Source organism: Enterobacter kobei (assembly GCF_001729765.1).
Taxonomy (GTDB): Bacteria; Pseudomonadota; Gammaproteobacteria; order Enterobacterales; family Enterobacteriaceae; genus Enterobacter; species Enterobacter kobei.
In genome coordinates this window covers 2,432,430-2,446,278 of the sequence record NZ_CP017181.1, presented here as the reverse complement: position 1 = coordinate 2,446,278, position 13,849 = coordinate 2,432,430, and the positions used below count along the sequence as shown (strand labels likewise).

Sequence of the window (13,849 nt, the reverse complement as noted above, 5' to 3'; positions counted from 1 at the left end):
GGTGCGCAGGCTGGCCGGGCAGCAGTTTAGGGCGTTAGCAGGCAGTGTTCATCTCGTGCTTCAATTTCTGAACCGCTATAGCGTGCGTATTGCCCGGTCAGGCCAAAAAACGCGGGTTGGGTTTCAGTATAGATTTCTGCGGCAAGTACCAGCCGGCGTCGTTCATCTTCGCTCATCTCAAGCAGCGTCCAGGGAATAAAATAGCGCGCCGTTGCGGTCAGTTTGAACCACAGCGGGCAGCCGCAGCCTGGACAAAACCAGCGTTCTCCCCGTGCGGATGAGGCGAAATGAGACGGGGCAATGGAATCTTGCTCCACAAGCGGCTCGCCCTGCGTCTCAAGATACATGGCAATGCCGCCTGACCACTTCTGGCATTGCGTACAGTGACAGGCATATACATCAAAATGGTTGAGGCTCACGCTGAACTGACTCATTCCGCATAAGCAGCGTCCTTTGAACAGGTGCATGGCGTTCTCCTTTTTGACGCCAGAAATCCGTATAAAAAAAGCCAGCCACATGGGCTGGCTTTTTAGCGTGACAAATCTTAGAACTGGTAGGTCAGGCCGACAGCAACGATGTTGTCGGTAGCAACGCCAGTTGCTTTGGTGAAGCTGTTGTCGTCAACCAGGTTGATTTTGTAATCAACATAGGTAGACATGTTTTTGTTGAAGTAGTAGCTCGCGCCAACGTCAACGTATTCAACCAGATCCTGGTCGCCGTATGAACCCAGATCTTTACCTTTGGATTTCAGGTAAGCGATGGATGGACGCAGACCGAAGTCGAACTGATACTGAGCAACAACTTCGAAGTTCTGAGCTCTGTTCGCGATATAACCGTCACCGAAGTTGGTCATGTTGCGGGTTTCAGAGTAGGTGGTTGCCAGGTAGATGTTGTTCGCATCGTATTTCAGACCAGCAGCCCAAACTTCTGCGTTTTCACCGCCAGCGTTAACGGTATTGGCTACGCGACCTGCAGCAACCTGACGGTCAGTACGGTCAGATTTCGCGTAGGTGGCACCGACAGCGAAGCCGTCCATTTCATAGGTAGAAGACAGACCCCAGCCGTCACCGTTCGCTTCGGTGATGTTACGGTCATCGTTTTTACCCTGGTACTGAGCAGCAAAGTTCAGACCGTCAACCAGACCGAAGAAGTCGGTGTTACGGTAGGTTGCAACGCCAGTCGTACGGCCAGTCATAAAGCCATCAGTCTGCGTCCAGGTATCACCACCGAACTCTGGCAGAACGTCAGTCCATGCGCCGATGTCGTAAGCAACACCGTAGTTACGACCGTAGTCGAAAGAACCGAATTCGTTGAATTTCAGACCTGCGAAGGCCAGACGCGTTTTGCTGCCGTCAGTGCCCTGGGATTCAGAACGGTTGCCTTTGAACTCATATTCCCACTGGCCGTAACCGGTCAGCTGATCGTTGATCTGAGTTTCACCTTTGAAGCCCAGACGAACGTAAGTTTTGTCGCCGTCGTTGCCAGCGTCATCAGAGAAATAGTGCAGACCTGTTACTTTACCGTACAGATCCAGCTTGTTACCGTCTTTGTTATAAACTTCAGCCGCGTTTACAACGCCTGCTGCCAACATGGAAGTCACTGCCACTGCAACTAATTTAAGTTTCATCTTAAATATTCCTTATAATTTTCTTAGGTATTTCCTGAGCCACTTTGAACGAGTTTTAAACGAGGCTGCTCGTCAATGGCACGTTATTTTTAAAAATCTTGTAGTCCTCTTTCAATAATAAGTTTCAAAATATTAATAATAATTTCATTTAGTGTGATCGAGATCGGATAAATGGCCTAAAAATAGCCTGAAATGATGAGTATTTAATCAATTTTGGGTGGGGTTTATTTCCGTCAATATAGTTTCATTGGGTTGTTATAAAATATGTTAATTATCGGTAATGCCGTTCTTTTGGTTGGGATGGCAGAGTGTATTTAACCGAAAAGGGCGGCCTTGCGCCCTTAATTGCACGGAAATTCCGTTGCTTAGACAGAAACACACAGAAACATACTATTGCACTTTGTGCTATTAATATTGTGAGTATTTGTCGGCAATTAATCACATAGCGGTGTCAGTTTGTGTCAATATTAAGAGACGCAAATTTACGAAAAGAGGGTAATATAAACAGAAGTTAAACGCGCGCCCAAATATTAAATTTATGTTAATTTTTTGCTGTCGGGATGAATATTACCCGACAGCTGACCCGGAATTATTTTTTGGTGGCGTACCAGCAAAGCAATGACCCGACGCAGACCATCAGCGCGCCTTGCCAGAACGAGAAAGAGAGGGGGGAACTCAGCAGCACGGCGGCAAGCGCGGCAGAGAGTACGGGAGTAAAATAGGATACGGCGGCCAGCACCGTGACGTTACCGTGCAGAATGCCAACATTCCAGGCGGCATAACCTAACCCTAGCGCCACACCACACATAACGAGTTTCACGACAACCGGAACAGTGAAGACCATTTCCGGCTGATCGCTCAGCGCATATTTCACCCACAGGCTCAGTGCCGTCAGCAAAACAAACAGCGTAATGCCGTTTTGCCCGTTAGCAAATTTACGGGTTACCGTGCAGTAGGCGGCCCAGATAAATGCCCCGGCAAAAGCCAGCGTATAGCTGAGTGGATTCGATACAATATTGCGCATTATTTCATCAGGGTGTAATCCTTGATCACCCCCTAGTACCCAACATACACCGAGTAGTGCAATGATTAAGCCGGGGATAACCCACAGCGTTGATTTTTGTCCGTTGAACAAAATAGCAAAGACGATCGTCAGGCTCGGCCAGAGATAATTGACCATCCCCACTTCAATGGCCTGCGCTCGCGTGGCGGCATAGCCTAACGACAGGGCAAGACAAATTTCGTAACTGACAAACAGTACGCTGCCGGCAATAAGATACCTGGGTGAAAAGCGTTTAATATCAGGAAATCCCACCGTTACCAGACACAATAATCCGCTGAGGGTGTATATCATCGCCGCACCGCCGACGGGCCCCAGCCCCTCACTCACGCTACGAATCAAGCCCACCATTGTGCTCCACAACAGAATCGCTGCCAGCCCGATAAGCGTTGCTCTCTTTCTGTCCATTACGTCTTCATCGCTAAAAAAATCAAAGGAAAAAGATATAGCATTAATCCTGACGCTGTTGCGAATTATTCTCGCATGTGTTTAACCCTAAAGGATTATTTGAAGGCGCGAGCGGTGACCATTAAGAGGGCGAAGTCACGCGACCTTGATTTGACGCAAAAAAAAAAGGGGTTTTGCTGTTAGTTTGCGGCGCGAAGTCTTATTTGAACACGAGGACAACAATGGACGTCAGCCGCAGACAATTTTTTAAAATCTGCGCGGGCGGTATGGCCGGAACAACAGCCGCTATGCTGGGATTCGCTCCTAAAATGGCGCTGGCTCAGGCACGCAACTATAAACTGCTGCGCGCGAAAGAGATCCGTAACACCTGCACATACTGCTCCGTGGGTTGTGGGCTTTTGATGTACAGCCTGGGTGATGGCGCGAAGAACGCCAGAGAAGCGATTTATCATATTGAAGGGGACCCGGATCATCCGGTGAGCCGTGGGGCGTTATGCCCGAAAGGCGCGGGTCTGCTGGACTACGTTCACAGCGAAAACCGCCTGCGTTATCCGGAATACCGTGCGCCAGGTTCGGACAAATGGCAGCGTATTTCCTGGGATGAGGCCTTCTCCCGTATTGCAAAATTGATGAAAGCCGACCGCGACGCCAACTTTGTTGAAAAGAATGCAGAGGGGGTGACGGTAAACCGCTGGCTTTCCACCGGTATGTTATGTGCCTCTGCGGCCAGTAATGAAACCGGCATGCTGACGCAAAAATTTGTGCGCTCTCTCGGCATGCTGGCGGTTGATAACCAGGCGCGCGTCTGACACGGACCAACGGTAGCAAGTCTTGCTCCAACATTTGGTCGCGGTGCGATGACCAACCACTGGGTTGATATCAAAAACGCTAACGTCGTGGTGGTAATGGGCGGTAACGCCGCTGAAGCCCATCCAGTGGGATTCCGCTGGGCGATGGAAGCGAAAAACAACAACGATGCGACGCTGATCGTCGTCGATCCGCGCTTTACGCGCACGGCTTCGGTGGCCGATATCTATGCGCCGATCCGCTCCGGCACGGACATTACGTTCCTGTCCGGCGTACTGCTGTACCTGATCGAAAACAACAAAATTAACGCGGAATACGTTAAGCACTACACCAACGCAAACCTGCTGGTGCGGGATGACTTTGCCTTCGACGACGGGCTGTTCAGCGGCTATGACGCGGAAAAACGCCAGTATGACAAGTCCTCGTGGAACTATCAGTTCGACGAAAACGGCTATGCGATGCGCGATGAAACACTGACGCACCCGCGCTGCGTGTGGAACCTGCTGAAGCAGCATGTTTCCCGCTATACGCCGGACGTGGTGGAGAACATCTGCGGTACGCCGAAAGCGGACTTCCTGAAAGTGTGCGAAGTGCTGGCCTCCACCAGTGCGGCAGACAGAACAACGACCTTCCTGTATGCGCTGGGCTGGACGCAGCACACCGTGGGTGCGCAGAACATCCGCACCATGGCGATGATCCAGCTGCTGCTCGGCAACATGGGGATGGCAGGGGGCGGCGTAAATGCGCTGCGCGGTCACTCCAATATTCAGGGGCTCACCGACCTCGGCCTGCTCTCCACCAGCCTGCCGGGTTACCTGACGCTGCCGTCGGAAAAGCAGGCAAATCTGCAAACGTATCTTGAGGCCAACACGCCAAAAGCGACGCTGCCGGATCAGGTGAACTACTGGAGCAACTATCCGAAGTTCTACGTCAGCCTGATGAAATCCTTCTACGGCGACGCGGCGCAGAAAGAGAACGACTGGGGCTTCGAGTGGCTGCCGAAGTGGGACCAGGCGTACGACGTCATTAAGTATTTCAATATGATGGATAAGGGGAATGTCACGGGGTATATCTGCCAGGGCTTTAACCCGGTAGCGTCCTTCCCGGACAAGAACAAAGTGGTTCGCAGCCTGAGCAAGCTGAAGTACATGGTCGTCATCGACCCGCTGGTGACCGAAACCTCGACCTTCTGGCAGAACCACGGTGAAGCGAACGATGTCGATCCGGCGTCGATTCAGACCGAGGTGTTCCGCCTGCCGTCCACCTGCTTTGCGGAAGAGGATGGCTCCATTGCCAACTCCGGTCGCTGGCTGCAGTGGCACTGGAAAGGCCAGGAGGCGCCGGGTGAAGCGCGGAATGACGGTGAGATCCTGGCCGGGATTTACCATCGTCTGCGCGAGATGTACCGCACCGAAGGCGGCAAAGGCGCTGAGCCGCTGCTGAGGATGGGCTGGGACTACAAGCAGCCGGACCGTCCTGAGTCTGAAGAGGTCGCCAAAGAGAACAACGGCGTGGCGCTGGCGGATCTCTATGACGCTAACGGCAACCTGGTGGCGAAGAAAGGCCAGCTGTTGAACAGCTTCGCGCTGCTGCGCGACGACGGCACGACGGCGTCGTCCTGCTGGATCTACACCGGCAGCTGGACGGAGCAGGGTAACCAGATGGCCAACCGCGATAACGCCGACCCGTCCGGGCTGGGCAATACGCTGGGCTGGGCCTGGGCGTGGCCGCTGAACCGCCGCGTGCTGTATAACCGCGCCTCCGCCGACGTGAACGGCAAGCCGTGGGATCCAAAACGCATGCTGATCCAGTGGAACGGCTCGAAGTGGGCAGGGAATGATATCCCGGACTACAACACCGCCGCGCCGGGCAGCAACACCGGGCCGTTTATCATGCAGCCGGAAGGGCTGGGTCGCCTGTTTGCGCTCAACAAGCTGGCAGAAGGGCCATTCCCGGAACACTACGAGCCGATGGAAACGCCGCTCGGCACTAACCCGCTGCACCCGAACGTGGTCTCCAGCCCGGTGGTGCGGATCTATGAAGACGACGTATTGCGCTTAGGCAAAAAAGACAAATTCCCGTATGTGGGTACAACCTATCGCCTGACCGAGCATTTCCATACCTGGACCAAGCACGCGCGGCTTAACGCCATCGCCCAGCCGGAACAGTTTGTGGAGATCAGCGAGACGCTGGCGAAAGCGAAGGGGATTGCCAACGGTGACCGCGTGAAGGTGAGCAGCAAGCGTGGCTTTATCCGCGCGGTGGCGGTGGTGACCCGTCGTCTGCAGAGCCTGTACGTTCATGGTCAGCAGGTGGAAACGGTAGGTATTCCGCTGCACTGGGGCTTTGAAGGGGTGGCGCAGAAAGGCTACATCGCCAATACCCTGACGCCAAACGTTGGCGATTCCAACTCGCAAACGCCGGAGTACAAAGCGTTTCTGGTCAACATCGAGAAAGCGTAAGGAGCGATTAAATGGCGATGGAAACACAAGACATTATTAAACGCTCCGCGACCAACCCGATTACCCCCACGCCTCGTGCGCGGGACTATAAGGCAGAAGTCGCTAAGCTTATCGATGTCTCTTCCTGCGTGGGCTGTAAAGCCTGCCAGGTGGCCTGTTCGGAGTGGAATGATATCCGCGACGAGGTGGGGCACTGCGTCGGGGTCTACGATAATCCGGCGGATCTGAGCGCCAAATCCTGGACGGTGATGCGCTTTAGCGAGACCGAGCAGAACGGCAAGCTGGAGTGGTTAATCCGTAAAGACGGCTGCATGCACTGTGAGGATCCGGGCTGTCTGAAGGCGTGCCCGTCCGCGGGGGCGATTATTCAGTATGCCAATGGGATCGTCGACTTCCAGCAGGACAACTGCATCGGCTGTGGGTACTGCATCGCGGGCTGTCCGTTTAATATTCCGCGCCTCAATAAAGAGGATAACCGGGTCTATAAATGCACTCTGTGCGTGGACCGCGTGAGCGTCGGGCAGGAGCCTGCCTGTGTGAAAACCTGTCCGACCGGGGCGATTCACTTCGGCACCAAGAAAGAGATGCTTGATGTGGCGCAGGCGCGGGTGGACAAACTCAAAGCGCGCGGCTACGACAAGGCGGGTATTTATAACCCGCAGGGCGTGGGCGGTACGCACGTTATGTACGTGCTACACCATAACGACCAGCCGGAGCTGTATCACAATCTGCCGAAAGATCCGGCGATCGACACCTCAATCAACCTGTGGAAAGGGGCGCTCAAACCGCTCTCTGCAGCGGGCTTTATCGCCACCTTTGCCGGGCTGATTTATCACTACATTGGTATCGGGCCAAATAAAGAGGTGGATGACGACGAGGAGGAGCATCATGAGTAAGTCGAAAATGATCGTGCGCACGAAGTTTGTCGACCGCGCCTGTCACTGGACGGTGGTCATTTGCTTCTTCCTGGTGGCGGTCTCCGGCATCTCGTTCTTCTTTCCTACGCTCCAGTGGCTGACGGAAACTTTCGGCACCCCGCAGATGGGACGCATTCTGCACCCGTTCTTCGGCGTGCTGATTTTCGTGGTGCTGATGTTTATGTTCGTGCGCTTCGTCCATCACAATATCCCGGATAAGCAGGACATTCCGTGGCTAAAAGGAATTGTCGAAGTGCTGAAGGGCAACGAGCATAAAGTGGCGAAAGTAGGCAAATATAATGCCGGACAAAAGATGATGTTCTGGACCATCATGAGCATGATTTTTGTGCTGCTGGTGACGGGCGTCATTATCTGGCGTCCGTATTTTGCCTCGTATTTCCCGATTCAGGTGGTGCGCTACGCGCTGCTGATCCACGCCACCTCAGCCATTATTCTGATCCATGCCATTTTGATCCATATGTATATGGCGTTCTGGGTGAAGGGGTCGATTAAAGGGATGATTGAAGGGAAGGTGAGTCGTCGCTGGGCGCAGAAACATCACCCGCGCTGGTATCGCGATGTGGAACGACTGGAAGCGAAACAGGAAAGTACGGAAGGGATGAAGTAAGACCTGCGCCGTCGGCTTTGCCCGGCGGCGCTGCGCTTGCGCGAGCAGGGCAAATGCCTGGCCGACTGGCGTCATGTATTCGTCAATAAACGATCAATTGCGGCTATAACATCATGACGTGTGTTACGTAAATTACAAACAAAATCTTTGGGGTTAATTTTATTGTTGTTAAGGTTGGTTATCATGGGTGAATAAATCAGAAACGTTTCAAAATCGATATTTACGGCTGGTGCCAGCTGACTCTGCCATAACGGTAATTTATTCACTCTCGCAAGTGGCACAATTACGCGCGTGGCAAGATCATCATAATAATCATCCTGAATGAGCATGTAGTAAGGCAGCTTATCCCTGGTTGTTGTAGAGGTATTCCGGTAAACATTAAATTGTCTCAGCATTAAAGCACCCTGAAAAACTCATCATCAGTAATGGTTCCATGTTTTTCCACAAATTCATTCATTGAGTGAATGAATGAACGATCCGCATCTGATGACTGACACGGCGCAACGGAGTCTGGTGAGGTATGGCCCGACGGTACTGTTGGTTTAATGCTTCGCGAGAGGGTGTGGTCAACTGTGTGTTTCATTCGTATCTCCTTTGTTGGTGCGGCCATTATCAACCGCAGCCAACAAAAAACAATACCTTTTCCCCTGGTAATCTACATTCTGCGAGCCGTCTTCCAGTAATCTTAGAACCGCTCTTCCACATAACGGAACGGGTATTTCGTCGGTTTCACTTTGTCAATTTTACGTTTCGGTAATTCCACCTTTTCAACGTGAATTTCTTTATACGGGATCTGCGTCAGGAGATGCGAAATAATATTCAGCCGCACGCGTTTTTTATCTTCCGAACGGGCCACATACCACGGTGCCCAGGCGGTATCGGTTGCCGCAAACATGGCATCGCGCGCTACGGTATATTCATCCCACAGGTTAAACGATTTAATATCCATCGGCGAGAGCTTCCATATTTTACGACCGTCGTTAATACGGTCACGTAAACGGCGCTCCTGCTCTTTCGGTGTCACCTCAAGCCAGTACTTCAGCAGAATAATCCCGGCATCAACCATCGCTTTTTCCATCACCGGCGTACCGTCGAGAAACTTCTCCACCTGTTCCGGCGTGCAGAACCCCATGACCCGCTCGACGCCCGCGCGGTTGTACCAGCTTCGGTCGAATATCACGATCTCCCCGGCAGCGGGCAGATGGGGAACATAACGCTGAAAATAGAGCTGGGTTTTCTCTTTCTCGGTGGGTGCGGGAAGAGCAACAACGCGGAAAACGCGCGGGCTGACGCGCTCGGTGATCGCTTTTATGGTGCCGCCTTTACCGGCGCCATCGCGCCCTTCAAAAACGATACACACTTTTAACCCTTTGGCGACGACCCACTGCTGGAGCTTCACCAGTTCAACGTGGAGTCGACGAAGCTCTTTTTCGTACTCTTTGGTTTTCAGCGGTGCGTTTTTTTCGACATCAACAGCGACACTGGTTTTCTTCTTGCTTCCCATGATTGTCATCCTCAGGTTGTCCGGCGCGGGAAAAAGCGAGGCCGCACTATGAAGTGTAATCCACCTGAATTAATGGATTAACGTGTCAGCCAGCTGATTTGAACTGGCTCACCATACAAGTTTGTTCAATAATGCCCGTCGCGAGTTTTTAACCTGTGGTCGTGGTATGAAAAAGACGATTTTTTTTTCGTTGGCGCTTGGCACGTTTGGCCTGGGGATGGCTGAATTTGGCATTATGGGTGTGCTCACCGAACTGGCGCACGATACCGGTATTTCTATTCCCTCGGCCGGGAATATGATTTCGTTTTATGCTTTCGGCGTGGTGATTGGTGCCCCTATTGTGGCGCTCTTTTCGGGCAAGTTCTCGTTAAAAACCACGCTGTTGTTCCTGGTGGCAATGTGCGCTGTCGGCAATGCGTTGTTTACTTTCTCCACGTCCTATTTCTGGCTGGCGCTGGGGCGTTTAATTTCTGGTTTTCCGCACGGGGCCATTTTTGGCGTCGGGGCGATTATCCTCTCTAAAATAGCACCACCGGGGAAGGTAACGGTTGCCGTGGCCGGGATGATCGCCGGTATGACCGTGGCTAACCTGGTCGGTGTCCCGCTGGGTACCTGGCTGGGGCATGCATTTAGCTGGCGCTATACCTTTTTCCTGATTGCGGTGTTTGATACGCTGGTGATCCTGTCGGTTATCCTTTGGGTGCCACACCTCCATGACAAATCAGAAATCAAATTGACCGAGCAGTTCCAGTTTCTGAAAAGACCAGAACCGTGGCTGATTTTTGCCGCCACTATGTTTGGTAACGCCGGTGTGTTTGCGTGGTTCAGCTTCGTTAAGCCCTTTATGGTTAACGTCTCCGGTTTTTCGGAAGGGGTGATGACCGCCATCATGATGCTAATGGGTCTTGGGATGGTGTTGGGCAATCTGTTAAGCGGTAAGCTCTCTGGTCGCTTTAGCCCGCTGCGCATTGCCGCCACCACCGATATGGTGATTGTCGCCTCACTGCTGCTGCTTTTTGCCACTGGCGAACAGAAAACGGCCTCGCTGGTCATGGGCTTTATCTGCTGTGCCGGGCTGTTTGCGCTCTCTGCGCCGCTGCAAATCCTGCTTCTGCAAAATGCGAAGGGCGGTGAGATGCTGGGGGCGGCAGGGGGGCAGATGGCATTTAATCTCGGCAGTGCGATTGGCGCGTACTTTGGCGGGATGATGATTACCCTTGGCTTTAGCTGGCGTTACGTCACGCTACCAGCGGCAATACTCTCGTTCTCGGCCATGAGCGCATTGCTGTTGTACGGATATCTGCGGACAAGACAGTCACACGTTAAGGCTCGTACGGCTGTATGAAAACCGCTCCCTTTCAGGAGCGGTGATAAATGATGAGCGCTTATGAGCGTAAATCAATCACCATACGGCCATGGATCTGACCCTGTTCCATCTCTTTGAAGATGGCGTTGATGTCTTCGATTGGACGCATTGTCACCTTCGGTACCACTTTACCTTCCGCCGCAAACTGGAACGCTTCCTGCAGATCCTGACGGGTACCAACCAGTGAACCCACCACCTGAATGCCGTCCAGCACCAGGCGCGGAATATCCAGGCTCATCGCTTCCGGTGGCAGACCAACCGCGACCACACGACCACCGGCGCGCACGGCATCTACCGCGGAGTTGAAGGCCGCTTTTGCGACGGCAGTGACGACAGCAGCATGTGCGCCGCCGGTTTTTTCCTGCACAATTTTAGCGGCATCTTCACTGCGGGAGTTGATGGTCAAATCCGCACCCATGCTGGCGGCAAGCTTCAGCTGTTCGTCATTAACATCCAGCGCGATGACTTTGGCGTTAAAGACGTTTTTAGCATACTGCAGCGCAAGGTTGCCCAGTCCACCCAGACCATAAATGGCAATCCACTGGCCCGGTTTAATACCTGAGATCTTCACCGCTTTGTAAGTGGTGACACCGGCGCAGGTGATGCTGCTGGCGGCAGCAGAATCCAGTCCGTGCGGTACTTTTACCGCGTAGTCGGCGGTGACGATGCACTCTTCCGCCATGCCGCCATCAACGGAGTAACCGGCATTTTTTACATCGCGGCACAGGGTTTCGTTGCCGGTATTACAGTATTCACAGTGACCACAGCCCTCAAAGAACCAGGCTACGCTTGCGCGATCGCCGACCTTCAGCGACGTCACGCCAGGGCCGATTTCTTTGACGATGCCAATCCCTTCATGGCCCAGGATCACCCCGGTTTTATCGCCAAAGTCACCGTTCTTTACGTGAAGATCGGTATGGCATACGCCACAGCATTCCATCTTCAGCAGGGCTTCCCCGTGCTTGAGCGGGCGCAAGGTTTTTTCGGTAACGTTAACCTGATGATCCTGAGTAACAACAGCAGCCTTCATGTGTATCTCCTTGTTCATGATGAGTATCTGCATAGCAGGTGTAATACTCCTCAAGGATTAATGCTTAAGCGCTGTAATGCAAGGTGCCCGCAACATAATGTCATCATTTAAGGTGATTTCAGATTAAGAAAAGGATGTTCCTCTAATAATTAAGGGGGAAAATACTGGCCCGACGAGAGGCTCGCCGGGCGCAGCGTTACAGCTGTGCTTCTATCTCCTTAATTTCTTTACGCCATTGTGCCTGTAGCTGCGGTTTTTGATGCTTTGGCTTCCGCGCGAGATCGTCTTCCAGCAATGTTTCCAGCGCGACAAGCCGTTCAAGCAGATCGTCAGAGGGGGATACAGGCATGGTCGTGGCGTCGACGGGAGCTGGGGATGTTACCAGTCCCGCGCTTTCACGCAGCCGCTCGAATACCGATTCTGCATCATGCCATTCGCTCAGCTTTCCCTCTTCAATTAACCAGAAACGGTTGCAGCTTTGGCTAATTAATTGACGATCGTGGCTGACCAGCAGGACGCCGCCCTCAAACTGCTGCAGGGTTTGCGCCAGCGCCTCTTTCCCCTCCATGTCGAGATGGTTGGTCGGCTCATCGAGCATCAGCAGGCTATAGCGGGCAAGCGTCAGGCCGACAAACAGCAGTCGAGAGCGTTCGCCACCGCTGAGCGTACTGACGTTTTGTCCGTGACGCGCCCACGGAAATCCGGCGCTGATGAGCGCCATTTTTCTGTGTTGCGGGTCGGGCGCGAACGGCTCCAGCGCGTCAAACAGCGTGGCGTCATCCGGCAGCTGGTTCAGCGTCTGATCGTAATAGCCAGCTGACACGCGTGGATGAAGTTTCAGCCCCGTATCGCTCTGCTCATCACTAAAACAGCGCCAGATAAGCTTCATCAGAGACGATTTTCCGCAGCCGTTACGACCCACAATCGCCACGCGATCGCCGCTTTTCAGACGCGCGATGTCGATGTTAAACAGCTCAGAAAGCCCCGGCGCAGGCGGCACGCCGAGGTTTTCTATCTCCAGCAGTCGGTCGGCGCGAAGCGCATCGCCGCGCAGGGTTAACGTCCACTGGCTGCCAGCCGTAAGCGCCGTCTGGCTCTCCTTCAGCCGTTCGACCTGTTTTTCCATCTGTTTGGCTTTCCGGGCCAGGTCTTCGTTATCGTAAACCTTGCCCCAGGTCGCCAGCCGCTTCGCGCTGGCGGTCACGCGGTCGATCTCCTTTTGCTCCGCCTTGTGGCGCTGCGCGTCGCTTTCATCTTTTGCTTCAAGCGCCTTGCGTGCGGCCGTGCAGGGAAGGGCAAAGTAGTGCAGCGTTTTATCGCGCAGGATCCAGCTGCCGTTTGTGACGGCATCCAGCAACTGTCGGTCGTGCGAGACCAGCACGAAGCTGCCTGACCAGTTCTGTAAAAAATGTTCCAGCCAGAGCATGGTCGGCAAATCGAGGTGGTTACTGGGTTCATCCAGCAGGAGCAGATCCGGCTCGTGAATCAACGCCCGCGCCAGCAGCAGCCGGGTGTGTTGCCCGCCGCTCAGCGTGGCGGAGCGCAGCGTCATATCCTGCGGGGTAAAGCCCATGCCGGCCAGCAGCGTTTCGGCTTTCCAGCGCAGGCTATCGCGCTCAGCTAAAGGCAGCTGTGCGAGTACGGCATCCAGCATGGTCAGCGGGAAAATAGCGTCCGGAAGATGTTGCTCAACGCGCGCCATCAGGCAGTGTCCGGCCAGCGCTACCGTACCGGCGGCGGGGGAGTCTGTGCCGTCCAGCACCTTTAAAAGTGTACTTTTTCCGCAGCCGTTATCGCCCAGCAGGCCAATGCGGTCGCCTTTTTTCAGCGTAAAAGAAAGGGAGTCGAAGAGCGTGCCAAACGCCGTATCAACACGTAAAGATTGTGCAGTGAGTAAAGTGCTCATTGTTGCTTACCCAAGAGTTACAGGCATGTTTATGCCTCGTCAAACATCGCTGACGATAACTCAGTAAGCCCGAGAGAAGGGATTTCAGGGATTGGTGTCTTCGCTCAAGCAGAAGTTATCGCAGCACGATACCG

The 13,849-nt window shown here is 53.5% G+C and carries 12 protein-coding genes; 4 read left to right on the top strand and 8 right to left on the bottom strand.

Annotation, left to right across the window (positions count from 1 at the left end; translation table 11 throughout):
• Positions 1 to 26 precede the first annotated feature (26 nt).
• From BFV64_RS11815 to yddG, 3 genes are all read right to left on the bottom strand, one after another.
• Positions 27 to 467, bottom strand: a complete 441-nt coding sequence (locus BFV64_RS11815) for a GFA family protein (RefSeq protein ID WP_014883916.1) — start codon at positions 465 to 467, stop codon at positions 27 to 29.
• Between the two features lie 77 nt (positions 468 to 544).
• Positions 545 to 1,627, bottom strand: a complete 1,083-nt coding sequence (gene ompC, locus BFV64_RS11810) for a porin OmpC (RefSeq protein WP_014883915.1) — start codon at positions 1,625 to 1,627, stop codon at positions 545 to 547.
• A gap of 589 nt (positions 1,628 to 2,216) precedes the next feature.
• Positions 2,217 to 3,095, bottom strand: coding sequence for an aromatic amino acid DMT transporter YddG (gene yddG / locus BFV64_RS11805; RefSeq protein ID WP_045282135.1), 879 nt, complete (start codon positions 3,093 to 3,095; stop codon positions 2,217 to 2,219).
• A 221-nt stretch (positions 3,096 to 3,316) separates the two neighbouring features.
• Between yddG and fdnG the strand changes: the two genes are divergently transcribed.
• The 3 genes from fdnG to fdnI are packed head-to-tail and all read left to right on the top strand — an operon-like array spanning position 3,317 to position 7,909.
• Entirely contained in the window at positions 3,317 to 6,364 is a 3,048-nt protein-coding gene (gene fdnG, locus BFV64_RS11795) for a formate dehydrogenase-N subunit alpha (RefSeq protein ID WP_127312431.1), read from the top strand.
• 11 nt (positions 6,365 to 6,375) lie between these two features.
• Entirely contained in the window at positions 6,376 to 7,260 is an 885-nt protein-coding gene (gene fdxH / locus BFV64_RS11790) for a formate dehydrogenase subunit beta (RefSeq protein ID WP_069602104.1), read from the top strand.
• Entirely contained in the window at positions 7,253 to 7,909 is a 657-nt protein-coding gene (fdnI, locus tag BFV64_RS11785) for a formate dehydrogenase-N subunit gamma (RefSeq protein ID WP_014883910.1), read from the top strand. Before fdxH ends, fdnI begins: the two co-directional genes overlap by 8 nt.
• A 71-nt stretch (positions 7,910 to 7,980) precedes the next feature.
• On the opposite strand, the gene BFV64_RS11780 is transcribed toward fdnI, so the two are convergent.
• The 3 genes from BFV64_RS11780 to ppk2 form a co-directional block, all read right to left on the bottom strand.
• The gene (locus BFV64_RS11780; protein ID WP_045282134.1) at positions 7,981 to 8,304 is read right to left on the bottom strand and encodes a CcdB family protein; all 324 of its coding nucleotides are present in this window, start codon (positions 8,302 to 8,304) and stop codon (positions 7,981 to 7,983) included.
• A complete protein-coding gene (locus BFV64_RS11775; RefSeq protein ID WP_045282133.1) occupies positions 8,304 to 8,492 on the bottom strand; it encodes a hypothetical protein in 189 nt (62 codons plus the stop codon). The genes BFV64_RS11780 and BFV64_RS11775 overlap by 1 nt, the downstream gene beginning before the upstream one ends.
• Positions 8,493 to 8,594: 102 nt before the next feature.
• Positions 8,595 to 9,413 (bottom strand): polyphosphate kinase 2, encoded by an 819-nt coding sequence (gene ppk2 / locus BFV64_RS11770; protein ID WP_045282132.1) that lies wholly within the window; start codon positions 9,411 to 9,413, stop codon positions 8,595 to 8,597.
• A gap of 166 nt (positions 9,414 to 9,579) precedes the next feature.
• Between ppk2 and araJ the strand changes: the two genes are divergently transcribed.
• Positions 9,580 to 10,758, top strand: a complete 1,179-nt coding sequence (gene araJ / locus BFV64_RS11765) for an MFS transporter AraJ (protein ID WP_069602103.1) — start codon at positions 9,580 to 9,582, stop codon at positions 10,756 to 10,758.
• Between the two features lie 40 nt (positions 10,759 to 10,798).
• Here araJ and adhP read toward each other — a convergent pair whose 3' ends face one another.
• Positions 10,799 to 11,809 carry an alcohol dehydrogenase AdhP gene (adhP, locus tag BFV64_RS11760; RefSeq protein ID WP_069602102.1) on the bottom strand — a complete coding sequence of 337 codons (1,011 nt, stop codon included), beginning with the start codon at positions 11,807 to 11,809 and terminating at the stop codon, positions 10,799 to 10,801.
• Positions 11,810 to 12,005: 196 nt separating this feature from the next.
• Complete coding sequence (locus BFV64_RS11755) at positions 12,006 to 13,715, bottom strand: ABC-F family ATP-binding cassette domain-containing protein (protein WP_069602101.1); 1,710 nt, start codon at positions 13,713 to 13,715, stop codon at positions 12,006 to 12,008.
• Positions 13,716 to 13,849: the final 134 nt, after the last annotated feature.

What these genes read in the sequence shown, in the direction of transcription:
- BFV64_RS11815 (WP_014883916.1), bottom strand. Translation starts at nt 467, where the DNA reads ATGCACCTGTTCAAAGGACGCTGCTTATGCGGAATGAGTCAGTTCAGC.
- ompC (WP_014883915.1), bottom strand. Translation starts at nt 1,627, where the DNA reads ATGAAACTTAAATTAGTTGCAGTGGCAGTGACTTCCATGTTGGCAGCA.
- yddG (WP_045282135.1), bottom strand. Translation starts at nt 3,095, where the DNA reads ATGGACAGAAAGAGAGCAACGCTTATCGGGCTGGCAGCGATTCTGTTG.
- fdxH (WP_069602104.1), top strand. Translation starts at nt 6,376, where the DNA reads ATGGCGATGGAAACACAAGACATTATTAAACGCTCCGCGACCAACCCG.
- fdnI (WP_014883910.1), top strand. Translation starts at nt 7,253, where the DNA reads ATGAGTAAGTCGAAAATGATCGTGCGCACGAAGTTTGTCGACCGCGCC.
- BFV64_RS11780 (WP_045282134.1), bottom strand. Translation starts at nt 8,304, where the DNA reads ATGCTGAGACAATTTAATGTTTACCGGAATACCTCTACAACAACCAGG.
- BFV64_RS11775 (WP_045282133.1), bottom strand. Translation starts at nt 8,492, where the DNA reads ATGAAACACACAGTTGACCACACCCTCTCGCGAAGCATTAAACCAACA.
- ppk2 (WP_045282132.1), bottom strand. Translation starts at nt 9,413, where the DNA reads ATGGGAAGCAAGAAGAAAACCAGTGTCGCTGTTGATGTCGAAAAAAAC.
- araJ (WP_069602103.1), top strand. Translation starts at nt 9,580, where the DNA reads ATGAAAAAGACGATTTTTTTTTCGTTGGCGCTTGGCACGTTTGGCCTG.
- adhP (WP_069602102.1), bottom strand. Translation starts at nt 11,809, where the DNA reads ATGAAGGCTGCTGTTGTTACTCAGGATCATCAGGTTAACGTTACCGAA.
- BFV64_RS11755 (WP_069602101.1), bottom strand. Translation starts at nt 13,715, where the DNA reads ATGAGCACTTTACTCACTGCACAATCTTTACGTGTTGATACGGCGTTT.